Below are 23,973 nucleotides of genomic sequence, written 5' to 3' on the forward strand. Positions count from 1 at the left end.
CTACCGCATGAATCCATCCCGCGCCTTTATTCTGCGCCCCGTCGGCACCGCGCTGCTGATGGCGGCGATCATGCTGGTCGGTCTCGTCGCGCTGCGCTTTTTGCCGCTCTCCGCGCTGCCCGAAGTCGACTATCCGACCATCCAGGTGCAGACCTTCTATCCGGGCGCGAGCCCGGATGTGATGACCTCGTCAGTCACCGCGCCGCTCGAGCGCCAGTTCGGGCAGATGCCGTCGCTCAATCAGATGTCGTCGCAAAGCTCGGCCGGCTCGTCGATCATCACGCTGCAATTCAGCCTCGATCTGCCGCTCGACATCGCCGAGCAGGAAGTCCAGGCCGCCATCAACGCGGCGGGCAACCTGCTGCCTTCGGACCTGCCCGCGCCGCCGATCTACGCCAAGGTCAACCCGGCCGACGCGCCGATCATCACGCTCGCGATCACCTCGAAGACGCTGCCGCTCACGCAGGTGCAGGATCTGGCCGATACGCGTCTCGCGCAGAAAATCTCGCAGGTGGCGGGTGTGGGTCTGGTGAGCCTGTCGGGCGGCCAGCGTCCGGCCGTGCGCATTCAGGCGAATCCCCGCGCGCTCGCCGCGTATGGCCTGAATCTCGACGACCTGCGCACCACCATCTCGAACCTGAACGTCAACACGCCGAAGGGTAACTTCGACGGTCCCACGCGCAACTACACGATCAACGCGAACGACCAGTTGACCGACGCCGAGGCGTACAAGAGCGCGGTGGTCGCATACAAGAACGGCCGTCCGGTGATGCTGACCGACGTCGCCACCATCGTGCAGGGCGCGGAAAATACCAAGCTCGGCGCATGGGTGAACGGCACACCGGCGATCATTCTGAACGTGCAGCGCCAGCCGGGCGCGAACGTGATTCAGGTGGTGGACAACATCAAGAAGCTGCTGCCGCAATTGCAGCAGTCGCTGCCCGCCGCGCTCGACGTGGAGATCGTCACCGACCGCACCACCACGATCCGCGCTTCCGTGCGCGACGTGCAGTTCGAACTGGCCATGTCGGTCGTGCTGGTGGTGCTGGTGATGTACCTGTTCCTCGCCAACGTCTACGCGACCATCATTCCGAGTCTCTCGGTGCCGCTGTCGCTGATCGGCACGCTCGCCGTGATGTACCTGTGCGGCTTCTCGCTCGACAACCTGTCTTTAATGGCGCTGACCATCGCGACCGGCTTCGTGGTGGACGACGCGATCGTGATGATCGAGAACATCGCGCGTTACGTGGAAGAAGGCGAGTCGCCGCTCGAAGCCGCGCTCAAGGGTTCGAAACAGATCGGCTTCACGATCATTTCGCTGACGGTCTCGCTGATCGCCGTGCTGATTCCGCTGCTCTTCATGGGCGACGTGGTCGGCCGCCTGTTCCACGAGTTCGCCATTACGCTCGCCGTGACGATCGTGATCTCAGCGATCGTGTCGCTCACGCTCGTGCCGATGATGTGCGCGAAGCTGCTGCGCCACACGCCGCCGCACGAGAGCCACCGTTTCGAGGCCAAGGCGCACCGCGCGATCGACTGGGTGATCGCGCGCTACGCGGTCGCGCTCACGTGGGTGCTGAACCGGCAGCGCTCCACGCTGGTCGTCGCACTCCTCACGCTGGTGCTGACCGGACTGCTGTACGTGTACATTCCGAAGGGCTTCTTCCCGGTACAGGACACCGGCGTGATCCAGGCGATCACGCAGGCGCCGCAATCGGTGTCGTATGCGTCGATGGCCGAGCGTCAGCAGGAACTCGCCGCGCAGATCCTGAAGAATCCGGACGTGGAAAGCCTGACTTCGTTCATCGGCGTGGACGGCAGCAATATCACGCTGAACAGCGGCCGCATGCTGATCAACCTGAAGCCGCGCGACGACCGCAGCAGCACCGCAAGCGAAGTGATCCGCCGGTTGCAACGCGACGTCGCGCATATTCCCGGCGCGTCGCTATACATGCAGCCGGTTCAGGACCTGACAATCGATTCGACGGTGAGCCCGACGCAGTATCAGTTCATGCTGACCGATCCGAATATCGGCGAATTCACGACGTGGGTGCCGAAGCTCGTCGAGCGCCTGCGGCAGTCGCCCGAACTGGCGGACGTCGCCACCGACCTGCAGGACAACGGCCAGTCGGTCTACATCGAGATCGACCGCGCCACCGCATCGCGTTACGGCATCACGCCGGCCACCGTGGACAGCGCGCTGTACGACGCGTTCGGCCAGCGCATCATCTCGACCATCTTCACGCAGTCGAACCAGTACCGCGTGATTCTGGAAGCGCAGCCGCAGATGCAGCATTACACCGAATCGCTGAAGTCGATCTATCTGCCCTCTTCCACGTCCTCGGGCGGGCAAGTGCCGCTCTCCTCGATCGCGCGTTTCATCGAGAAGCCCGCGCCGCTGCTGGTCACACACCTGAGCCAGTTCCCCGCCACCACCGTGTCGTTCAACCTCGCACCGGGCTCGTCGCTCGGCGCGGCGGTCAAGGCGATCGACCAGGCGGAGAAGGACATCGGTTTGCCCGCGTCGTTCCAGACGCGCTATCAGGGCGCGGCGCTGGCCTTCCAGGCGTCGCTCTCGAACGAACTGTTCCTGATCCTCGCGGCGATCGTCACGATGTACATCGTGCTGGGCGTGCTGTACGAGAGCTTCATTCACCCGATCACGATTCTCTCGACGCTGCCCTCGGCCGGTGTCGGCGCGTTGCTGGCGCTGCTCATCACCGGGCATGATCTGGACATCATCGGCATCATCGGCATCGTGCTGCTGATCGGTATCGTGAAGAAGAACGCGATCATGATGATCGACTTCGCGCTCTATGCCGAGCGCGAGGAAGGCAAGCCCCCGCGCGAGGCGATCTACCAGGCGTGTCTGCTGCGCTTCCGGCCGATCCTGATGACCACGCTCGCCGCCCTGCTCGGCGCGCTGCCGCTCATGCTCGGCACCGGCGCCGGCTCGGAATTGCGCCGCCCGCTCGGTATCGCGATCGCGGGCGGCCTGATCGTCAGCCAGTTGCTGACGCTGTTCACCACGCCGGTGATCTACCTCGCGTTCGACTCGCTCGGCCGCCGCGCGCGTGAGCGCTTCAATCGGGGCGGCTCGTCCAGCGACTCGACGCCGCCCGCCACCGATGCAGGGACCTGACCGATGAACCTGTCGCGTCCGTTTATCTCCCGCCCGGTCGCCACCACGCTGCTCGCGGTCGGCATCGCGCTGGCCGGCATCTTCGCGTTCACGAAGCTGCCGGTGGCGCCGCTGCCGCAGGTCGATTTCCCGACCATTTCGGTGCAGGCCACGCTGCCGGGCGCGAGTCCCGATACCGTGGCGACCAGCGTCGCCAGCCCGCTCGAACGGCATCTCGGCTCGATCGCGGACGTCACCGAAATGACCTCGATGAGCTCGGTCGGCTCGACGCGCATCACCATGCAGTTCGGCCTGAACCGCGACATCGACGGCGCCGCGCGCGACGTGCAGGCCGCCATCAACGCGGCGCGCGCCGATCTGCCGGCGAGCTTGCGCAGCAACCCGACCTACCACAAGGTCAATCCGGCCGACGCGCCGATCCTGATTCTGGCGCTCACGTCGAAAACGCTCACTGCTGGCCAGTTGTACGACTCCGCGGCCACCGTGCTGCAACAGTCGCTGTCGCAAGTGGACGGCGTCGGCGAAGTGGATGTGAGCGGCTCGGCCAATCCGGCGGTGCGCGTCGAGCTGGAGCCCAACGCGCTGTCGCACTACGGCATCGGTCTCGAAGACGTGCGCGCGGCGCTCGCCGCGGCCAACGCGAACAGCCCGAAAGGCTCGATCGAATTCGGCCCGAACCGCGTGCAGATCTACACCAACGACCAGGCCAGCAAAGCATCGCAATACCGGGACCTGGTCATCGCCTATCGCAACGGCTCGGCGGTGAAGCTCTCCGACGTGGCCGAGGTGGTCGATTCAGTCGAAGACCTGCGCAATCTCGGCCTCTTCAACGGCAAGCATTCGGTGCTGGTCATCCTGTATCGCCAGCCGGGCGCGAACATCATCGACACCATCGACCGGGTGACGGCGATGCTGCCGCAACTGCACGCGTCGCTGCCCGCGGATGTCGACATCGCACCGGCCGCCGACCGCTCCACCACGATCCGCGCCTCGCTGAAAGACACCGAGCGCACGCTGGTGATCGCGGTCGCGCTGGTGGTGATGGTGGTGTTCCTGTTCCTGCGCAACTGGCGCGCCACACTGATTCCGAGCGTGGCCGTGCCGATCTCGATCATCGGCACGTTCGGCGCGATGTACATGCTGGGGTTCTCGATCGACAACCTCTCGCTAATGGCCTTGACCATCGCGACCGGCTTCGTGGTGGATGACGCGATCGTGGTGCTGGAGAACATCTCCCGACATATCGAGAACGGCGTGCCGCGCATGAAAGCGGCCTTTCTCGGCGCACGCGAGGTCGGCTTCACCGTGCTGTCGATCAGTATTTCGCTGGTCGCCGTGTTCCTGCCGATTCTCTTGATGGGCGGCATTGTCGGGCGCCTGTTCCGCGAATTCGCGCTGACCCTCTCTCTCGCGATCGGCGTTTCGCTGATCGTCTCCCTCACGCTCACGCCGATGATGTGCTCGCGCCTCTTGCGCGAGCCGCACGAGCAGAAGGAAGAAGGCCGCTTTGGCCGCTGGCTCGAACGCGGCTTCGCGTCGATGCAGCGCGGCTACGAGCGCACGCTCGGCTGGGCGCTGCTGCATCCGCGCCTGATCGTGACGACTCTTCTGCTGACAATCGGCCTGAACGTCTGGCTGTACATCATCGTGCCGAAAGGCTTCTTTCCGCAGCAGGACACGGGGCGGCTGATCGGCGGCATTCAGGCCGATCAGAGCACCTCGTTCCAGGCCATGAAAGGCAAGTTCGCGCAGATGATGGAGATTGTCGGCAAGAATCCGGCGGTGGACAGCGTGGCCGGCTTCACCGGCGGGCGGCAGACCAACTCCGGCTTCATGTTCGTGACGCTGAAACCGAAGTCCGAGCGCAAAGCCTCCGCCGATCAGGTGATCCAGCAACTGCGCGCGCCGCTCGGCGACGTGGCCGGCGCGCGGACCTTCCTGCAGGCGGTGCAGGACATTCGCGTCGGCGGACGGCAATCGAATGCGCAGTACCAGTTCACGCTGCTGGCCGATTCGACGCCCGACCTGTACCTGTGGGGGCCGAAGCTCACCGAAGCGCTGCAGGCGCGCCCCGAACTGGCGGACGTCAATTCCGACCAGCAGCAAGGCGGCCTGGAAGCGATGGTGACGATCGACCGGGCCACCGCCGCGCGCCTCGGCATCAAGCCGGCGCAGATCGACAACACCTTGTACGACGCGTTCGGCCAGCGCCAGGTGTCGACGATCTACAACCCGCTGAATCAGTATCACGTGGTGATGGAAGTCGCGCCGAAGTACTGGCAGAGCCCGGACATGCTGAAGCAGATCTATATCAGCACCTCGGGCGGCAGCGCGAGCGGCGCGCAGACCACCAACGCGCCCGCGGGCACGGTGACAGCGACGAGCGCCGCCACCACGACCTCGTCCACCAGCGCAACGACAGGCGGCACGGCGGGCACGACCACATCGAGCGCGGCGAGCATCGCCGCCGACTCCGCGCGCAACCAGGCGATCAACTCGATCGCGGCGAGCGGCAAGTCGAGCGCTTCGTCGGGCGCGGCGGTGTCGACCTCGAAGGAAACCATGGTGCCGCTATCGGCGATCGCGAGCTTCGGACCAGGCAATACGCCGCTCTCCGTGAATCACCAGAGCCAGTTCGTGGCCTCGACGATTTCGTTCAACCTGCCTCCGGGCGTCTCCCTGTCGACAGCGACCCAGGCGATCTACGACACGATGGCGCAGATCGGCATGCCGGGCACGATCCACGGCAGTTTCCAGGGCACGGCGCAGGCGTTCCAGCAGTCCATGTCCGATCAGCCGATCCTGATTCTGGCCGCGTTGGCCGCCGTCTATATCGTGCTGGGAATGCTGTACGAGAGCTATATCCACCCGCTCACGATTCTGTCGACGCTCCCTTCAGCGGGCGTGGGCGCTTTGCTGGCGTTGCTGCTCTTCCAGACCGAGTTCAGCATCATCGCGCTGATCGGCGTGATTCTGCTGATCGGTATCGTGAAGAAGAACGCGATCATGATGGTGGACTTCGCGATTGAAGCATCGCGGCAAGGACTGTCCTCGCGCGATGCGATCTTTCAGGCGTGTGTGCTGCGCTTCCGGCCGATCATGATGACGACTTTCGCTGCGCTGCTCGGCGCGTTGCCGCTCGCGTTCGGCCGCGGCGAAGGCGCGGAACTGCGCGCGCCGCTCGGGATCGCGATTGTCGGTGGGTTGATTGTCAGTCAGATGCTCACGCTTTATACGACACCGGTGGTGTATCTCTATATGGACCGGATCCGGGTCAGGTGGGAGTCACGCAAGGCTCGCAGAACGGGAGTGGCGCCTTCTTCCTGAGGGTTTGCCAACGCGGCGCCATGGGGGCTGTACACTGACGACCAACACCCCCAAGGCGCGCGCTAGAGCACGCGAGGCCTCACAGCTTCTGCTCTCTCGCAAGCAGAAAAATCCGCTGCCATTGCCTCGCCTGCCGCTCGCTCGACATGGGCAATACCCACACCTCACGCGCCGCGTCCTTGACCTTCAGGGCGACCCGCGCTTGCGCCTCGCGGCCTTGCGCTTCGGCGTCCAGCAGATCGGCGAAGATATAGGCACCGTGCTGCTCGCCGAGCCGAATCTCGCACAGGCGCTTGCCGGCCGCGAGCCGGACCGATCCCCAACTGCCCTGGAGTTCGTGAGTCCAGTCACCATTGCGGACATTCGGCGCCACTTCCTTGCGGCGGCGCCACCAATAAGCCAGAGCGGCCATCACCAGGAAAACGGCCAGCGCGGCAACGCCCAGCGCAACGGCCAGTCCGAACGCTGCCTGCAGGGCATAAAACGCGCGGACCGCGCCGTACACCAGCGCGACCAGCGCCATCAACGCAACGATAATCGGCATCGCAAGCTCACTAGACGAAAAACTCAGCCTGGCACGCGCGGCGCTCGCCTCTCACGGCAAGAAACCATGGCGGGAAATGCGTGAGCGCCCGCTTTCGACTTTACGGCTTGTGTGTCGCGGCCCAGTCTTTCACCGCCTTCAGCGTGTTCTCGACATGCTTCTCCGGCGACAGGCTCGTGTACTCATAGATGATCTTGCCGTCCGGCGCGATCACATACGACACGCGATTGGCCATCGACGCATGCATCGGCATGCCGGCGTCATACGCGCCGATCACCTTCGAATCGGCGTCGGCCGCGACCGGGAATTTGCTGCGGCATTCGCTCACCGAAAACTTCGTCAAGGTGTCGATGTTGTCGTGCGACACGCCGATCACTGTCGCGCCATATTTCTTGTATTCGTCGACGGCTTCCGCGAATTCGTGCGCTTCGATCGTGCAGCCCGTGGTGAAGGCGGCCGGATAGAAGTACAGCACCACCGGCCCTTTCTTCAGTTCGGCCGCGAGCGAATACGTGTAGGTCTTGCCGCCCAGCGAAGCCTGCGCAGTGAAAGCCGGCGCCACGTCGCCCGGCTTGAGGGTCGCCGAGGCCGTCAGCGAATGCAGCGCGAATCCCACCGACACGGCGGCGGCCAATGCCACCGATATGAGTTTCTTCTTCATCTGTCTGTTCCTCCAGGCGTTGATGCACGCGGTTCATCCAATGAAACCGGGGCCGCCGCGTTCATGAGAACGCCAGCCGACTCCGCTATTGGACCACGTAGTCACAAGGTACGTAAGAACCCGCCGAAAGGATGCGCGAGTCGTTGCCGTCAATCCGGCAACGACAACCTACGGCAACCCGCGCCAACCCGTTACACCGCACGGAAAGCAGTGCGAGACCGGCCGGCCGCCCGTCAGGTCACCACTTCTCCGATATGCGCGCCGAACCAGGCCGCGGCCGACAGGTTCAGCTCCGCCAACACTTCGGGCGTGAAGGCCACGAAGCCAGCCGGCGCATCGGGGCCGAGCGCGATCGACGCCGCATCGACGCCCGCGCCGGCCGCCTCGGCAAGGCGCAGCAAGGTGCCCAGCTCGCCTTGCCGCAACACGATCGCTTCGCGAATCTGCGGCGCGAGGCCGAGCTTCTCCAGCGCCGCGCCTGGCGAGCTGCCGAGCACCACGTGAATCAGAGAAAAAATACCGGTCATGAACGCGGCATCGGCAAACTCGTCATCGGACGGATGCAGCCAGCCCGCGGCCAGCTCCATGAAACGCGAGCGCGTGCCCGCCAGTTGCACCAGCGGATCGGCGCGCAACGGCAGCTCGCCGCTATCGGCATAGAGCAGCAGTTGCGCCCAGCGCGCGATCTGCCGCGTGCCGGTGGCGATGATCGCCTCGCGCAGCGACGCGATATTGCGCCCCAGGCCGAATGCGCTCGAATTGACGAGGCGCAGCAGTTGCACCACCACGCTCGGATTCAGCTTGAGTTCGGCTTCGAGTTCGGTAATGCCGGCATCTCTCGACAGCAACGCGAGCAGGCGCAGCAGGCCCGGCCGCGGCGAGCGGTTGCGCGGCGCGGCCAGCACCTGAGGGCGCGCGAAAAAATAGCCTTGAAACAGATCGAACCCGAGGTCGCGAGCGAGCGCGAAGTCTTCGCGCGTCTCCACCTTCTCGGCGATCAGCGTCTTGCCCTGCCCGCGCAACAGGCATGCGAGCTTTGGCAGCACTGCGCGGTCGGTCTGCATGAAGTCGATCTTGACCATGTCCGCGTAGGGCAGCGCGGCGAGCAACTCGTCCGACAGTTCGCTGACGTCGTCGAGCGCCACCTGGAAGCCGGCGCGGCGCAACTCGCCAAGACGGCGGCCCAATTGCGCATCGAATCGCACCGTCTCGAGAATTTCGAGCACGAAGCGCTCGGGCGGCATCACATGGACGATGTCGCTAAAGAGCAGCGCACGGTCGATATTGACGAAGCCGCGATGCCGGCCCAGCACGGTCGGCACGCCGATCCCGCCGATCGCGCGCGCCACGACCTGCGCCGTGGCCTGGGCGTCGTCGGTGACTTCGGCGTAGTTATGCGCGCCGGCTCTAAACAACAGCTCGTAAGCATTGAGCGCGCCGTCGCGATCGAGGATCGGCTGGCGGCCCAGATAGACGAACTGCACGGGAGGCGGCGGTTCGCAGCCTTCGGCAGTCGACTCGAGCACCTCGCTGTGCCGGGCAAAGGCCCCGGCTTGATGGCGGTCAGACATGAGCATCGGTGCAAGTGTTCGGAAAGCTACGCAGCAGCGGCGTCATAGCCGGCACTGCACAACGGGTTTCCCGTATTAACGGACGTCGGGCCGTGGCACTTTAACTGATTCGGTCTCCAGGCGACGCTTTGGCGCACATACATCCCTTACCGGATGTTTTTCTCAGCACGCGCTAAAGATTTTCCGGCCTGGGCCGTTATCTCGATCTGATGGGGCGGCCTGATACCCTCTCGACCGCCGACCCAGGCGGAAACAGCCGCCCCGCCTGCAGACGAATACAGGTTGCCAGCGATAAACATGGAAGCGAACAGGATCACCGCGCCCCGCCGGGGCTCCTTGCGCACGGTCATCGACCGGCTTCGTGCGCTCGGCCGGCGCGAGCATGGCAAACCGCAGGCGGGAGCAAGCCGCACTGCGCAACTGGAACAGGTGGTCGGCGCCGTCGACCTGCTGGCGCACGTCGACGACGAGTTGCGCTTCCTCTATGTGTCCGACGCCAGCCTGCGCTTCATCGGTTATCACCGCGAGTATCTCGAGACCATCACGCTGCACGATCTCGTCGCGCCGGCCGACGTGCCGCGCCTCGACGCCCTGCTCACGCGCGCGGCCGTCTCCGGCAATGTCGAAAAGGCGACGCTCGGCCTGATCAAGTCGCTCACCTACCCGATCACCGTCGAGTTGCGCGTGGTGCGCAGCACTCACGACGGCACCGAAGGCTATGCGATCGCCGGCTTCGACGTGTCGGCCTGGCGCGCCACCGAGGAACGTCTGACCCAGGCGCTGCATCTGGACCGCCTGACCAATCTGGCCAACCAGCCGGCGCTGATCCCGGCGCTGCTCGAGGCCCAGCAGCAAGCCGACGCGCACGGCACGCCGGCGGCGCTGCTGCTGCTCGACCTCGACGACTATCAGCGCGTGAACCGCGCGCTCGGCTACGACGCCGGCGACGAAATGCTGCGCGACACCTCGCGCCGCATTCTGAACATGACGAGCCCGAGCGAGACCGTGGCGCGCGTGGCGAGCGACGAGTTCGCGATTCTCATCAAGCCCGCTGCCAGCCGCACCGACGCGGCGGCCGCCGCCGAAGCGCTGGCGCGGCGACTCTTGACCGCGATCCAGCAGCCGTATGTGTTCAACGGCCAGCAGGTGCACCTGTCGGCGAGCATCGGCATTGCGCTCTATCCCGACGTGCGTCACGCCAACGACACCGCCGCGCACGACACCCACCTGCTGCGCTGGGCCGACCATGCCCTCTTGCAGGCCAAGGCGGCCGGCGGCAATACGCTCGCCTTTTACGTCCCCGACGACAACCCCGCCGACGCCGAGCGCCTGAAGCTCGAAGCCGATCTCTACGACGGCGTGCGCAACGGCGAATTCTCGCTGCACTTCCAGCCGATCACGAGCAGCCGCACGCACGGCGTGGTCGGCGTGGAGGCCTTGATCCGCTGGTCGCATCCGGTGCACGGGCTGGTGCGGCCGTCCATGTTCATCCCGCTTGCGGAGTCGATCGGCCTGATCAACTTCCTCGGCAACTGGGTGTTGAAGGTGGCCTGCATGCAGTTGATCCAGTGGGACGCCAAAGGCATCGCCCTGCAATATGTAGCAGTGAACGTGTCGCCGCAGCAGTTCCGCGACCCGCGCTTCAAGGACTCCGTGCGCGAAGCGATCGCGTTGACCGGCATCGATCCGCGCCGCCTCGTATTCGAGATCACCGAAAGCCTGCTGATGCACGACCCGGCGCACGCCAAGGGCCTGCTCGAAGACCTGACGGCGATGGGCATCCGCTTTGCAGTCGACGACTTCGGCACCGGCTATTCGAGCCTGGCATACCTGCAACGCTTCCCGCTCGCCAAGCTTAAGATCGACAGGAGTTTTGTCGAGAATCTGCTAACCTCACGAAACGATCAGGCAATCGTTAGCGCCGTCGTGGGCCTCGCGCAGACACTCGATCTCGAACTGGTGGCCGAGGGCGTCGAAACGGAAGCGCAACGAACCCTGCTCACCGAGATGGGATGCGACCACATCCAGGGATGGCTCGTCTGCAAGGCGCTGCCCTCCGACGAACTCGCGCTGCGGTTCGAAGCGCGCACGCTTCATCTGCATACCGCATAGCGATGCAGGCAAAGCGCTCATGTAACGGCTCACGCGCCCGCTCATATGCGGGCTCATGTGCGGGCTCATGTGTGTGCTCATTTGCGTGGATTAGCAGCGGAACAAGCCGGCCTCGGGCCGGCGTGGCACTCATTGGAACACGTATGGCTTTTGCGGGACTCACATGGTAAAGGCGGCGGTGCTCGACCGGCTCTGGACGCGAATGAGCGAGCGCGGCGATTTCCCCATGCTGTCGCAGTCGCTGCGCACCACCATGGCGGCGATGAATAACGACGACCTCGACTTCACCGGCCTCGTGCAGGTGGTGTTGTCCGATTTCGCCCTGACGCAAAAGGTGCTGCGGCTCGCCAACTCGGCCATGTACATTGCGTTCGGCGGCAACATCACGACCGTGTCGCGCGCGCTGATGGTGCTCGGCATGGACGCGGTCGGCCACCTCGTGGTCGGCCTGAAGATCGTCGATCACTTTCATCACAGCGCGCCGCGCCGCATCGACGCGAAACTCGAACTGAACCGCACGCTGCTGTCGGGTTGCGTCGCGCGCAAGCTGACCGAGCGCGGCGATCTGCGCGCCGGCGAGGAAGCCGTGGTCTGCACGCTGATGCGCCAGATCGGCAAGCTGCTGGTGGTGTTCTATCTCGACGCCGAATGGGACCAGATTCGCCGCCACATCGACGACGGCGCGCTCGAAGCCGATGCCTGCGTGCTGGTGCTCGGCGTCACGTTCGACGAGATCGGCGCCGAAGCCGCCGTGCGCTGGCGCCTGCCCGACATGATCCGCTCCGGCATGGGCGAGTTCGACCCGCAGGACGTCACGCAGCCGCGCCAGGTGCAGTGGCTGCGCGCCATCACGAATTACTCGACGGCGGTCGCCGACGTGCTCACCCAGCAGAACATGCCGGACTGGGAACGTGAGCAGCGCATCGCCGAGCTGGCGCGCGAATATAGCGGCGCGCTGAATACCGATCCCGAAGTGCTGCTCGGCATGAGCGTCGCGCTCGCCCGCGAGGAAGGCGGCGACGGCGTGATGCGCGAAATCGTCGAGTTGCGCGCCAACGCGGACGCGATCGCGCGCGAGGCGCTCAATCCCGAGGCGCGCATTGCGGTGGGGGTCAAGGATCTGCGCGGCCTGCCCGAGGGCAGCCCGCTCGCGCCGGCTTTGGCCATGGCCGCGGAAACGCTGCTGGCGGGTCTCGGCTTCGCGCGCACGGTGGTGTTCGTCAAGCACAGCAACGGCACGTTCAAGGCGCGTTTGGGACTCGGACCGAAGATCGACGCGGCGTTACCCAGGCTGACCTTCAATACCGCCTTCGAGCCCGACGTGTTTCATCTCGCGATCGCGAACTCGGTGGGCATCTTTATCGAGAACGCGCGCGATCCGAAGATGGTCGCGAGGCTACCCGAATGGTTCCGCCGCTCATTCGACGACGCCCGCGCCTTCGTGCTGCTACCCGTCGTCGATGAGAGCGACACGACCGTGGCGCTCTTATACGGCGACTGGTCGCATAGTCAGGAGCCACGCCGTATCTCACAGAAAGAAATGAGCGTGTTGAATGAATTGGCCAAGGAGTTAGGCCGTTTTTTCGGCCTGGGGCAGATGCGGGAAATGGAGATGATGTGAAGACCTGGCGTGATCGTTAATCACGGCGCTTCACTCTCCCCCATACTGTATTTGCCCTACGCCACATTGAAGTTGGACCAGTCTCGCCGGACGCGGCATGCACAGCATGCCGCGCCCCCGGTTCGAATCACCGGTCTCAATCCTCGATTCTTTCCAGTCCTTGCGCGCTGCGGTCCGCAACACCGGCCCACGCGCCCGCCGCCAGCCCCATATCCGCGATCTGCTCCACCGTGAGTGGCTGCAAGCGCGCGCACAGCGTGCCGATCTCGTCCCACGCGCCGCGCTCCAATGCGGCGACCGCGCTCAGCAGCATCCCCAACACGCCCTCGCGATGCAGGATCGCGGCCTGGATCGGACGCGACAACGTCAGCACGTTCAAGGTGCTTTCGAGCGAGCCGCCGAATACCGCGTCGACGAATGAGAACACGCCAGTCAGGAATGCCGCGTCGGCTTCATCGCGGCCGGCTTCGGGCAGGCGCTCGATCGCCAGTTCCATGAAGCGCGCGCGCGTCGCGGCGAGTTGCAGCAAGGGATCGTCCTCGAGGGCGACCTTGCGGCCGTCGGCGTAGAGCAGCAGCTGGGTCCAGCGCGCGATGCGGTCCGTGCCCGTCGCGTTGATCGCCTCGCGCAGCGTCGTCACCTTGTGACCAACGGCGAGGCCGCTCGAATTGGCGAGCTTCATCAGATGCATCACCAGCACCGGATTGAGCTTGAGTTCGGCTTCGAGCTGCGCGACAGTCGGCTCTCCCGCCAGCAATTGCAGCAGATTCAGCAACGCGTGGCGCGGCGCGCTGACGCGGCGTGTGGTGGAAGTCTGCGCGCGCGCGAAGAAGTAACCCTGAAAGCGATCGAAGCCGAGTCCCTGCGCCGTTTCGAAATCGGCTTGCGCGTCGATGCCCGAGGCGACCAGCAGCTTGCCCGCCGACTTGAGCACGCTCGCCAGTTTCGGCAGCAGCGCGCGCGGCGCCTGCGTGAAATCGATCTTGACGACTTCCGCGTATGGCAGCAGTTTGGCGAAGGCTTCGTTGGGCTGCGTCACCTCGTCGAGCACGAAGCGATAGCGGCGCCCGTGCAACTGGACGATGCGGGCGACCAGCGCCTCGTCGACCTCGATCGTGGGTGCGAGTTCGAGCATGAAGCGCTCGGCGGGCAGGTGCAGGATCGCGTCGTCCAACAGCATCTCGCGGCTCACGTCGACATACGCCGGATGCCCGGTCAGCGCACCGCGCACCGCGCCCTGCAGCAGACCGTCGATAATGGCGCGCGCCACGAGTTGCGCGGGATCGGGCGCGCGGCCCGGCGCGGCCTCGTTGTCTGCGTCGTTGTCCGCGGCGGTCCGTGCGGTTTCTATCATCGCCGCGGTCCATTGCGGCGCGCGCACCTTGATCTCGTAGCCGCACAGCATGCCGTCCCGATTCAGAATCGGCTGACGCGCGAAGCTGGCATTCAATTGCGCATCGTCCGCGGCGCCCGTCTGGCCCGGATTCCCGATTGCGATGGTGGTCATTGTGCTCCCCCGCTGAGCGCCTTCGCGGCGCCTACTACAGTATTCTGGTTTTCGCTCCACCGTTAGCGCATGGCCCGAGACATGAAGCCGCTGGCGCCCGCGATGTGCCCGGCGATTTTATCGCAGGCCGCCATGCGCGGACACGCCTATGAAGCAATATCTCGAAATAATTGGAGAAGTGTCCGAAAGATTTCCGGCACGAAATCGCCGATACTCTTGTGCAGTGCAGAAGCGTTCCAACCGCGTTTAACCACCGAGGAAAAACATGGACGTCAAAAGCGTGCTGTCAAATGCCTTCGCGATGCCGATCACCAGCCCGGCGTTTCCCATGGGCCCGTACCGGTTCATCAATCGCGAGTTTCTGATCATCACCTACCGCACCGATCCGGACAAATTGCGCGCCGTGGTGCCCGAGCCGCTCGAAATCGGCGAGCCGCTGGTGCATTACGAGTTCATTCGCATGCCGGATTCGACCGGCTTCGGCGACTATACGGAAAGCGGCCAGGTGATTCCGGTCTCGTATCAGGGCGTGGCGGGCGGCTACACACTGGCCATGTATCTGGACGACCACCCGCCGATCGCCGGCGGCCGCGAATTGTGGGGTTTTCCGAAGAAGCTCGCCAACCCGGTGCTCGCCGTCCACACCGACACGCTCGTCGGTACGCTCGACTACGGTCCGATCCGGATCGCCACCGGCACGATGGGCTATAAGCATCGCCAGCTCGATCTCGCGCAGCAGAAAAAACGCCTTGAAACGCCGAACTTCCTGCTCAAGGTGATTCCGCACGTGGACGGCACGCCGCGTATCTGCGAGCTGGTGCGCTACTACTTGCAGGACATCGATCTGAAAGGCGCATGGACCGGGCCGGCCGCACTCGAACTGGCGCCGCACGCGCTCGCGCCGGTCGCGGCGTTGCCGGTGCTGGAGGTGGTCGAGGCGCGTCATCTGCTTGCCGACCTGACGCTCGGTCTCGGCGAAGTGGTGTTCGATTATCTCGATCAGCCGGAAGCGAATACACGCTGATCGATCCACAGTTACCGCGCGGTATCGGTGGGCGCGCGTCGTCCCTCAAATGCAAACGGCCGCGATTTGCGGCCGTTGCATCAGAGCAAGCGAGAACGCGCGAGACGCGCGAAGCCTTACTTCAACACGACCTTCACGTCGAAGTACTTGGCTGCGAAGCGGTCGATCGTGCCGTCCGCCTTCAGTTCCTTGAGCGCCTGGTTCAGCGCGTCTTTCAATGCCTTGTCGCCCTTGCGGATGCCGAAGCCCACACCCGCGCCGAGCAGCTTCTCATCGGTGACAGCCGGACCGGCAAAGTCGAAGCCGGCGCCTTGCGGCTTCTTCAGAAAGCCCTTCGACGCGGCTTCCGCGTCCTGGAACGCGGCGTCCAGACGCCCCGAGGCGAGGTCGGCGTAAATCTGATCCTGCGTCTGATACGGCACGACGTCCACGCCCGCCGGCGCCCAGCGCGCCTTCGCGTAAGTTTCCTGAATCGTGCCCTGCAGCACGCCGACATGCTTGCCCTTGAGCGAAGCCGGCGTCGGCTGCAGACCGCTGCCCTTCTTCGCGATCATCTGATTCGGGATCGTGTAGATGGGATCGGTGAAATCGATCGCCTGGCGACGCTGTTCCGTGATCGTCATGTCCGAATTGATCGCGTTGAACTTGCGCGCCTGCAAGGCCGGGATCAGACCGTCGAACGAGTTCTCGACCCACACGCATTTGGCCTTCAGCTTCGCGCACACGGCATTGCCGACGTCGATGTCGAACCCTTGCAGTTCGCCCGACGGCGACTTCGATTCGAACGGCGCATACGAGGCCTCGACGCCGAAATGCACTTCCTTGATATCGGCAGCCGAAGCGGTGCCGGCCGTGGCCGTGGCCGTCGCGAACAGCGCGAGCGCAGCCATGTTTCGCCAATTCATCTTCATTGCGGGTGTTCCTCTACGGTATTGAACAAGACGGAGCCGAATCCAGGCAAGCATGATTGCCGCGCCAAAATTGCGATTCAAACTCGTGCGGCCGGCGTGATGCAGCGCAACAGCCGCGAGGCCGCGATTGTACAGGCTTCGTTTTCCGCCTCTGTAGGCGCGCCGCTCGGCGCGTGGTCGAGCGGGCGGCAGGAGCAAAGGTGTAAGTAGGTGTCGCGTTCAGGCAAACCCGCGCGCAGTGTCGCGGGCATCCGCGTGAACTACACGAGCTTCGAGAGCGTGTCCTGCGTCGTCTCGATCACCATCAGGCCGGCGCGCAAACCGGGCTTGACCGTCGCATTCGGGAACACGAGACGCTCCTCGTCGTGCCGCACGACATAGCGATACTCGCCGTCACGCGCGAGCACCGTGTCTTTCGCGAACGGCGTGAAATTGGCGACGTCGGCCGCGACCAGCAGTTCGAACGCGTCGCTCTGCTTGGTGATCTGGTCGATCACCGTGAACGCCCTCGGCATGTCCGCGCGCACCTCGCCCCGCATGCCGGCCACGAGGTGACGCACCGCATGATCGGCGCCCGCGAAACGCGTCAGATCGTTCTGACCGAACGGACGCACCTTGCCGAGTTCCAGCGTGCACGCCTGAGCACCACACGCTTGTGCGGTGAAATGCGAATACGTGTTGCCCTTGGTGGTGTGCAACAGCACCGCACTGATACGCGCCTCGCCGAGCCACGCGAACATCGCACGCGAAAACGGTTTGCCGGTGTGCGGCAGCAACGCGAATTGCTCGAAGGCGGACGCGCGGATTGCCGTATGCATGTCGATATGCCAACGCGCCCCGGGATCGCTCGGCGCGGCCGCGAAGAATTGCGTCGCGGCCTGCTCCAGCGCTGCCGCGCGCGGCGCCTCGTAGCTGTGCGGCACCTGCAGATAACGTCCGCTGAAAAGGCGGTTCAGATCGTCGTCGCGGTAACGGCAAGTTTCGCGCATGGCGTCGACGTTGCCGAGAATCACCAGCAGGCGGCAGGTCAGCGCGGCTGTGCCACGCGCGATGTCGCGCACGAGAAACGCCAGCAGCTCGATCGGCGCGGTTTCGTCGCCGTGCACGCCGGCGGAGACGAGCACACTGCGCGTGCCCTCTTCGCGCGCCGCGGGCTCCATTAGCAATACGCCGTCGTCCAGCCACGACCAGCGTACGCCACCGGCGCACGTGCCCTGTGCTTCCTGCTCGGCCGGCCGTGTGCCCGCCAGCGTGTAGGCGAGAAAATCGTCGAGCAGCGAAACCGGCATATCGCGCTCAGCGCTGGAAGTCATACAGCGAACCCAGGCCGAGAATCTGCGTCAGTTCGTCGAGCGCGGTACGCGACTCGGCGAGCAAGTGTGGATCGGTCAGATCGGCCGGCGCGAGGCGGTCGCGATAATGTTTCTCGATCCACGCATCCAGACGGCCGAACAACGTGTCGTTGATCCACACGCCTTGCGTTACCGCCGCGCGTTCCGCGTCGTCGAGCACCACACGCAGACGCAGGCACGCCGGCCCGCCGCCGTTCTTCATGCTTTCGCGCAGATCGAACACCAGCACGTCGTCGATCGGTCCCGTGTGCGCGGTCAGTTCGTCGAGGTAGGCGGCCACGCGCGGGTTTTCGCGGCATTCCTGCGGCACCACCAACACCTGCTTGCCATCCGGGCGCGTCAGCAGCTGGCTGTTGAACAGATACGAAGTGACGGCATCGGCCACGCTCACCTGCGCGTCCGGCACTTCGATCACATTGAACTCCGCCTTCAGGCCGGAGAGCTTCGTCCGCAATTCGTCGTACACCGCGTTCTGTTCGACGAACGCCAGTTGATGGCAGAACAGCGTATTGCGATTGCCGACCGCGATCACGTCGTTGTGGAATACGCCGGCGTCGATCACGTCGGGATTCTGCTGCGCGTAGACCGTAGCCGCGTCGGCCAGACCATGACGATGCGCCACGGCACGGCTCGCTTCAAACGTTTGACGCGCCGGGAAGCGCTTCGGCTCCGGTCCGCGACGATACTCGCTGCGGCCGTACACGAAGAATTCGACGCCACGTGTGCCGTATTCCGAGCAAAAGCGCGTGTGATTCGCCGCGCCTTCGTCGCCGAGCGCCGGCGTGCCGGGCAGCGCCTCATGCACCGCGAAACGGTCGGCGTCGCTGAAAATCGCGCGCAGCGTGCGGCGCGTCGATTCATGTTCGATCGCGCGATGCAGCTTGCTGCACAGATTGGCCGGCGTGAAATGCACACGGCCGTCGTGCGTATCCGCGGATGGGCTCACCGTTGCCGCATTCGCAGTCCACATGGCCGAAGCCGAACTCGCCGCGGCCAGCAACTCGGGCGCGTCTCTCGCCACGCGCGCGATCACAGTGGCGTCGTCGCCGGAAAAACCGAGCTCGCGCAACAGACGCATCGACGGCCGCTCCTGCGGCGGCAGCACGCCCTGATGAAAACCGAGATCGGCCAGTTGCTTCATCTTGCGCAGGCCTTGCTTGGCCGCGGCCTTCGGATTCGCAACCGACTTCTCGTTGTTCTGCGACGCGACGTTGCCGAACGACAGCCCCGCGTAGTTGTGCGTCGGGCCGACCAGGCCGTCGAAATTGGCTTCAGTGGCTTGCATCGTCGATCCTTAGAATTGAAGGCCCGGCGAGACGCTCGCGGGCATTTGCAGTTGCGCGCTTTCGACGGAAGCCATCGGGAACGCGCAGTAGTCGGCGGCGTAATATGCACTCGGCCGGTGATTGCCCGAGCGGCCCGGCCCGCCGAACGGCGCGCCCGACGAAGCACCGTTGGTCGGCCGGTTCCAGTTGACGATGCCGGCGCGGATCGTGCGCTGGAAGTGCGTCCAGAGCGCTTCGTCGTCGGCAAGCAGGCCGGCGGAGAGGCCGAACTCCGTGTCGTTGGCCTGCTCCAGCGCTTCGTCGAAACTGCCGTAGCGGATGATTTGCGCCAAAGGCCCGAAGTGTTCTTCGTCCGGCAGGTTCTTCACGGCGGTCACGTCGAGAATGGCCGGCGTCACAAAGCCGAGCTTCGGATCGCGCTGCTCCATTTTCAGCAGCGCTTTCGCGCCGTCGGCCAGCAGGCGTTCCTGCGCGGCGACGAGCCGCGAGGCCGCGCGCGCCGAAATCACCGCGCCCATGAACGGCTGCGGATCGGCGTTATATTCGCCGACGCTGATGCGCGAAGTGACCTCGGTGAAGCGTTCCATGAAGCGATCGCCCTGAGCATCGTTCGGCACGAATATGCGGCGCGCGCAGGTGCAACGCTGCCCCGCCGACAGAAACGCCGACTGGATCGTGTGATGCACGGCGGCGTCGATATCGGCCACCGGCCCGATCACGAGCGGATTGTTGCCGCCCATTTCCAGCGCCAGCACGATCTCCGGGCGGCCGCCAAACTGTTTGTGCAGCAATGTTCCGGTATCCGAACTACCTGTGAAGAACAGGCCGTCGATCTGCCGGTGATTGGCCAACGCAATGCCAGTGTCTTTTTCGCCTTGCACGAGGTTCAGCACACCTGCCGGCAAACCGGCGTCGCGCCAGATCTGCACCGTGAGCGCGGCCACGCCCGGTGCCAGTTCGGACGGCTTGAACACGACCGCATTACCCGCGATCAGCGCCGGCACGATATGGCCGTTCGGCAGATGCCCCGGAAAGTTATACGGCCCGAACACGGCCACCACGCCATGCGGACGATGGCGCAGCACGGCCGTGCCGTCCGCCATGGCCGAGCGCTTCTCGCCGGTGCGCTCGTTATAGGCCTGAATCGAAATCTCGACCTTCGCCGCCATCGAAGCAGCTTCAGTGCGCGCTTCCCACAACGGCTTGCCGGTTTCGCGGCCGATCGCTTCCGCCAGCGCTTCCTTGCGTTCGGTGACGAGCGCGGCGAAGCGGCGCACCACGGCGCAACGTTCGTCGAGGCTCAACGCCGACCACGTGGCGAAGGCACGGCGCGCGCTGCGCACCGCGCGGTCCACGTCGTCAGCCGAGGCGCTGTTGCCTTCCCACACCGCCGCGCCCGTGCCCGGGTTGCGCGACGCGAATGCGGGTCCTGTGCCGGCGGCCCATTCGCCGTCGATGAAAAGCTCGCTCATGATCATCCCTGTTTATGTTTCTGCGGCAGCACGCGCACGAGGTCGCCTGCCTTGACGTCGAGCGCCGCGGCCTCGGCCGCGCTCAGACGGAACACGCCGTCCTGCGGCACGCCCGCCACCACGCCGACGCGAAAATCGCCCAACGACGTATTCGACACCATCGATTTCGGCCCGTCCTGCGGCGCGCCCGAAGTGCTTGCCGCGCCGATTTCGACCGGCACCACCACGCTCTCGCGCACCGTGCGCAAGTCCGCGATATGGCATTCGAGAACCGGACCCGCGTCGAAGATATCGACGTGATTCTCGTAGCGCAGCCCTTCCGCTTCGAGCATGCGGCGCGCCGGAATCGTGTCGTTATGCGTGAGGCCCACGCAGTCCTGCGCCTCTTGCGGCAACAACTCGACATACACCGGATAGCGCGGCATCAACTCGGCGAGAAACGCCTTGCGGCCGTGCGAACTCAGGTAGTCCGCCGCGTTGAAGTCGATCTGGTAGAAATGCGAGCCGACCGCGCGCCAGAACGGCGAGGTGCCTTCCGCGTCGAAGTGGCCGCGCAATTCCGCGCACAGACGCTGCGGAAAGCGCTCGCGAAACTGCGCGAGAAACATGAAGCGCGATCGCGACAACAAACCGCCCACGCCGCTCGTGCGGTAACGCGGACTCAAAAACAGCGAGCACACTTCCGCGTAACCCGTCAGGTCGTGCGAAATGTTCAGCGCGCGCATGCGCGTCCAGATGCCGAGGTCCTGGCTCGCATGCACCACCGTGCTCACGCGATAGTTGTAGAACGGCTGCTGCAGGCCCACCGCGGTTTCGATTCCGCACACGCCGGCGACGTCGCCCGTATCCGTGTCTTCCATCACGAAGAAGTAGCCGGCTTCGTACGGCTCGGCCTTGTCTTCCATCGTGCGGCGCGCGCGTTCCACGCGTGCCGCGAGCGCCTCGCGGTCCGGCTTGAAGGTGGTCAGTCCCGGGCCGGTTTCCTGCGCGAGCCGCATGAGCGCGTCCACATCGCCTCGTTGCACAACGCGAACCACGATCATCGTGCATCTCCCGATTGTTCGTCATGCTGCGACTGGTGCAACGGCACGCAGCGCACCGTGTCGCCCTCCTGCACGCCGAGCGCGGCACGCGCCGCTTGCGGCAACGGCGCGCCGGCTTCCTTGCCCGCCGCCAGTTCGCCAAGCACGCAACGGAACTCGCCGTCCGCGCCGTTATGCGCGATCAGATACGTCGCACCGTCAGCCGCCACGTTGCTCTCGCGTACCTCGCGTGTTTCGTTGCGCGTGACGCAGGCGCTGCGATCCACTTGCGCGGTCAGCACTGGCCCCGCGTCGAAAATATCGACATAGCGATCCGTCTCGAAGCCTTCCTCGAGATGGATGTCGTACGCGAGCAAGGCTTTCGAATCCGGCTCGCCGAGCACGCGCTGCGCCGCTTCCGGCAGCAACGGCACATAGATGGGATACGTGGGCATCACTTCGGCGATGAAGGTGCGGCTGCGGCCACCCGATTCGATCTCGATGTCGGCGAAGTCGCGGCCGAAGAACTTGCGCCCCACCGCTTCCCAGAATGGCGACACGCCGTTCTCGTCGGTGACGCCGAGCAGCAGCGAAAACACCTCCGGCGTAAACCGCTTGCGATTGGCGGCGATATACATCATCCGGGCACGCGACATCAGATGCGCGGCGGCGTCGCCACGCAGCGACGGGTCGATGTAATAACCCGCGAGGCGGCTCTTGCCGGTCAGTTCATGCGACATGGTCAGCGCGTGAATCTTGCGGTTCACATGCAATTCGCGCGACGCATGAATCAGCGCGTCGTTGCGAAACGCGTAGAACGGGTCCGAATAACCGGCCGCGGCGACGATGCTCGCCGTGCCCATCAGCTTGCCGCTTGACGCATCTTCGAGCACGAACAGATAGAACTCCTCGCCCGGAAAATCGACTTCCGCGCGAAACGAGTCTTCCGACAACGCGACGCGCGCTTCAAGCGCGCGCCGGTCGTGCGGCAGGGAATGCAGCACCGGTTGCGCGGTGCGCGCCATATGCTCGAGCGCGTCGAGATCGGCGAGGCGGCCTGGGCGTACAAAGAGCATCATCGTTCCTGTTGAATGTGGCGCGTGATCAATGCTGCGGCTCAGTGCGACGCCGCTTCAGCTTTCGCGCCGACGATGCCTTCGATCGCCTGGGTCAGACGCGCGAAGCCCTCGTTCATGTCGTCGAGCGGCATGATCAGCGACGGCACGAAACGCAGCACGTCAGGACCGGCCATCAACATGATCACGCCATGCTGGCCAGCGGCCGTGACGAAGTCTTTCGCGCGGCCCTTGAATGCGTCGGTCAGTTCCGCACCGATCAACAGGCCCCTGCCGCGCACTTCCTTGAACAGGCCGAAGCGATCGTTGAGCTTCGCGAGGTGGCCCTTCAGCGCAACGCTACGCGAACGCACGCCTTCGAGCACCTTCGGATCGCTGACCAGTTCGACGACCTTTTCGGCGATCGCCGCGCCGAGCGGATTGCCGCCGTACGTCGTGCCGTGCACGCCGACCTTGAAATGCGCGGCCAGTTCAGTGGTGGTCAGCATCGCGCCGATCGGGAAGCCATTGCCGAGCGCCTTGGCGGTGGTCAGGATGTCCGGCGTCACGCCGGTTTCCTGGTACGCGTAGAAATAGCCGCTGCGGCCCACACCCGTTTGTACCTCGTCAAAAATCAACAGTGCGCCATGCTGATCGCAGGCTTCGCGCAGTGCCTTCAGGAACGCCGGATCCGCCGGGATCACGCCGCCTTCGCCCTGAATCGGCTCGACGATCACCGCGCAGGTTTGCGCGCCGATGGCTTTCTTCGCCGCTTCGATATCGTTGTAGGGCAAGTGGGTGATGCCGGCCGGCACCGGGCCGAAGCCTTCCGAATACTTCGGCTGCCCGCCGACGCTCACCGTGAAGAAAGTGCGGCCGTGAAACGACTGCGTAAACGAGATGATTTCGATCTTGTCGGCGCCGTGGCGATCGAACGCGACGCGGCGTGCCAGCTTCAACGCGGCTTCATTCGCTTCCGCGCCCGAGTTGGCGAAGAATGCGCGGTCGGCGAAAGTCAGCTCTTCGAGGCGTTTGGCCAGACGCAGCACCGGCTCGTTGGTGTAGCCATTGCCGATGTGCCACAGTTTGCCGCCCTGATCGTGCAGCACTTTCAGCAGTTCGGGATGCGCATGACCGAGCGCAGTGACGGCGATGCCGCCGGCGAAGTCGATATAGTCGCGGCCTTGCGTATCCCAGACGCGTGAGCCGAGACCGCGATCCGGCACGAAGGCGGCGGGAGAAAACACCGGCACCATGACTTCGTCGAAGGTCTGGCGTGTCACTGTCAGGTCGTTCATGGCAAATCCTCGTTACAGGTGAGAGGTAATACAGCTAGTGTAGGTAACTGCGCCCGATACGTCTTGCG

Annotated in this window: 16 protein-coding genes; 5 read left to right on the plus strand and 11 right to left on the minus strand. The window is 64.7% G+C overall.

The genetic code is table 11. The annotated features are described in order from the left end of the window. The first annotated feature begins 7 nt into the window (after positions 1–7). Together P0D68_RS13700 and P0D68_RS13705 are read left to right on the plus strand one after the other, a co-directional pair. Positions 8–3,142: an MdtB/MuxB family multidrug efflux RND transporter permease subunit gene (locus tag P0D68_RS13700; RefSeq protein WP_408296978.1), complete on the plus strand. Its 3,135-nt coding sequence runs from the start codon at positions 8–10 to the stop codon at positions 3,140–3,142. Between the two features lie 3 nt (positions 3,143–3,145). Further along, positions 3,146–6,469, plus strand: coding sequence for an efflux RND transporter permease subunit (locus P0D68_RS13705; RefSeq protein ID WP_408296976.1), 3,324 nt, complete (start codon positions 3,146–3,148; stop codon positions 6,467–6,469). Positions 6,470–6,548: 79 nt separating this feature from the next. On the opposite strand, the gene P0D68_RS13710 is transcribed toward P0D68_RS13705, so the two are convergent. From P0D68_RS13710 to P0D68_RS13720, 3 genes are all read right to left on the minus strand, one after another. Next, positions 6,549–7,013, minus strand: a complete 465-nt coding sequence (locus tag P0D68_RS13710) for a hypothetical protein (protein WP_408296974.1) — start codon at positions 7,011–7,013, stop codon at positions 6,549–6,551. A 100-nt stretch (positions 7,014–7,113) separates the two neighbouring features. Then, complete coding sequence (locus P0D68_RS13715; protein ID WP_091794996.1) at positions 7,114–7,674, minus strand: peroxiredoxin; 561 nt, start codon at positions 7,672–7,674, stop codon at positions 7,114–7,116. Positions 7,675–7,907: 233 nt separating this feature from the next. Then, on the minus strand, positions 7,908–9,245 hold the full coding sequence (locus P0D68_RS13720; protein ID WP_408296972.1) for an EAL and HDOD domain-containing protein: 1,338 nt from the start codon (positions 9,243–9,245) through the stop codon (positions 7,908–7,910). Positions 9,246–9,542: 297 nt separating this feature from the next. On the opposite strand from P0D68_RS13720, the gene P0D68_RS13725 reads away from it, so the two are divergent. Beyond that, positions 9,543–11,357, plus strand: coding sequence for a putative bifunctional diguanylate cyclase/phosphodiesterase (locus tag P0D68_RS13725; protein ID WP_408296970.1), 1,815 nt, complete (start codon positions 9,543–9,545; stop codon positions 11,355–11,357). A 163-nt stretch (positions 11,358–11,520) separates the two neighbouring features. After that, the gene (locus P0D68_RS13730; protein WP_091795002.1) at positions 11,521–12,978 is read left to right on the plus strand and encodes an HDOD domain-containing protein; all 1,458 of its coding nucleotides are present in this window, start codon (positions 11,521–11,523) and stop codon (positions 12,976–12,978) included. Between the two features lie 136 nt (positions 12,979–13,114). Here P0D68_RS13730 and P0D68_RS13735 read toward each other — a convergent pair whose 3' ends face one another. Then, on the minus strand, positions 13,115–14,485 hold the full coding sequence (locus P0D68_RS13735; protein WP_408296967.1) for an EAL and HDOD domain-containing protein: 1,371 nt from the start codon (positions 14,483–14,485) through the stop codon (positions 13,115–13,117). A 265-nt stretch (positions 14,486–14,750) separates the two neighbouring features. Between P0D68_RS13735 and P0D68_RS13740 the strand changes: the two genes are divergently transcribed. After that, entirely contained in the window at positions 14,751–15,509 is a 759-nt protein-coding gene (locus P0D68_RS13740; protein WP_408186188.1) for an acetoacetate decarboxylase, read from the plus strand. Between the two features lie 116 nt (positions 15,510–15,625). On the opposite strand, the gene P0D68_RS13745 is transcribed toward P0D68_RS13740, so the two are convergent. From P0D68_RS13745 to P0D68_RS13775, 7 genes are all read right to left on the minus strand, one after another. Beyond that, positions 15,626–16,420 carry an ABC transporter substrate-binding protein gene (locus P0D68_RS13745; RefSeq protein ID WP_408296965.1) on the minus strand — a complete coding sequence of 265 codons (795 nt, stop codon included), beginning with the start codon at positions 16,418–16,420 and terminating at the stop codon, positions 15,626–15,628. 260 nt (positions 16,421–16,680) lie between these two features. Next, entirely contained in the window at positions 16,681–17,733 is a 1,053-nt protein-coding gene (gene astE, locus P0D68_RS13750) for a succinylglutamate desuccinylase (protein ID WP_408296963.1), read from the minus strand. Beyond that, positions 17,717–19,057 (minus strand): N-succinylarginine dihydrolase, encoded by a 1,341-nt coding sequence (gene astB, locus P0D68_RS13755; RefSeq protein ID WP_408296961.1) that lies wholly within the window; start codon positions 19,055–19,057, stop codon positions 17,717–17,719. Before astB ends, astE begins: the two co-directional genes overlap by 17 nt. Positions 19,058–19,066: 9 nt before the next feature. Next, entirely contained in the window at positions 19,067–20,530 is a 1,464-nt protein-coding gene (gene astD / locus P0D68_RS13760) for a succinylglutamate-semialdehyde dehydrogenase (RefSeq protein WP_408296959.1), read from the minus strand. Between the two features lie 2 nt (positions 20,531–20,532). Further along, the gene (gene astA / locus P0D68_RS13765; RefSeq protein ID WP_408186192.1) at positions 20,533–21,573 is read right to left on the minus strand and encodes an arginine N-succinyltransferase; all 1,041 of its coding nucleotides are present in this window, start codon (positions 21,571–21,573) and stop codon (positions 20,533–20,535) included. Beyond that, positions 21,570–22,628, minus strand: coding sequence for an arginine/ornithine succinyltransferase subunit alpha (aruF, locus tag P0D68_RS13770; protein ID WP_408297016.1), 1,059 nt, complete (start codon positions 22,626–22,628; stop codon positions 21,570–21,572). Before aruF ends, astA begins: the two co-directional genes overlap by 4 nt. 41 nt (positions 22,629–22,669) lie before the next feature. Further along, positions 22,670–23,905, minus strand: coding sequence for an aspartate aminotransferase family protein (locus P0D68_RS13775; RefSeq protein ID WP_408296957.1), 1,236 nt, complete (start codon positions 23,903–23,905; stop codon positions 22,670–22,672). Between the last annotated feature and the right edge of the window lie 68 nt (positions 23,906–23,973).

The organism is Paraburkholderia sp. RL17-380-BIE-A (genome assembly GCF_046028085.1).
Lineage (GTDB): Bacteria > Pseudomonadota > Gammaproteobacteria > Burkholderiales > Burkholderiaceae > Paraburkholderia.

Coding starts and splice junctions, on each gene's coding strand:
- astD (WP_408296959.1), bottom strand. CDS start 20,530: ATGAGCGAGCTTTTCATCGACGGCGAATGGGCCGCCGGCACAGGACCC.
- P0D68_RS13745 (WP_408296965.1), bottom strand. CDS start 16,420: ATGAAGATGAATTGGCGAAACATGGCTGCGCTCGCGCTGTTCGCGACG.
- P0D68_RS13735 (WP_408296967.1), bottom strand. CDS start 14,485: ATGACCACCATCGCAATCGGGAATCCGGGCCAGACGGGCGCCGCGGAC.
- P0D68_RS13720 (WP_408296972.1), bottom strand. CDS start 9,245: ATGTCTGACCGCCATCAAGCCGGGGCCTTTGCCCGGCACAGCGAGGTG.
- astE (WP_408296963.1), bottom strand. CDS start 17,733: ATGACTTCCAGCGCTGAGCGCGATATGCCGGTTTCGCTGCTCGACGAT.
- P0D68_RS13700 (WP_408296978.1), top strand. CDS start 8: ATGAATCCATCCCGCGCCTTTATTCTGCGCCCCGTCGGCACCGCGCTG.
- P0D68_RS13715 (WP_091794996.1), bottom strand. CDS start 7,674: ATGAAGAAGAAACTCATATCGGTGGCATTGGCCGCCGCCGTGTCGGTG.
- P0D68_RS13710 (WP_408296974.1), bottom strand. CDS start 7,013: ATGCCGATTATCGTTGCGTTGATGGCGCTGGTCGCGCTGGTGTACGGC.
- P0D68_RS13775 (WP_408296957.1), bottom strand. CDS start 23,905: ATGAACGACCTGACAGTGACACGCCAGACCTTCGACGAAGTCATGGTG.
- astB (WP_408296961.1), bottom strand. CDS start 19,057: ATGCAAGCCACTGAAGCCAATTTCGACGGCCTGGTCGGCCCGACGCAC.
- aruF (WP_408297016.1), bottom strand. CDS start 22,628: ATGCTCTTTGTACGCCCAGGCCGCCTCGCCGATCTCGACGCGCTCGAG.
- P0D68_RS13705 (WP_408296976.1), top strand. CDS start 3,146: ATGAACCTGTCGCGTCCGTTTATCTCCCGCCCGGTCGCCACCACGCTG.
- P0D68_RS13730 (WP_091795002.1), top strand. CDS start 11,521: ATGGTAAAGGCGGCGGTGCTCGACCGGCTCTGGACGCGAATGAGCGAG.
- astA (WP_408186192.1), bottom strand. CDS start 21,573: ATGATCGTGGTTCGCGTTGTGCAACGAGGCGATGTGGACGCGCTCATG.
- P0D68_RS13725 (WP_408296970.1), top strand. CDS start 9,543: ATGGAAGCGAACAGGATCACCGCGCCCCGCCGGGGCTCCTTGCGCACG.
- P0D68_RS13740 (WP_408186188.1), top strand. CDS start 14,751: ATGGACGTCAAAAGCGTGCTGTCAAATGCCTTCGCGATGCCGATCACC.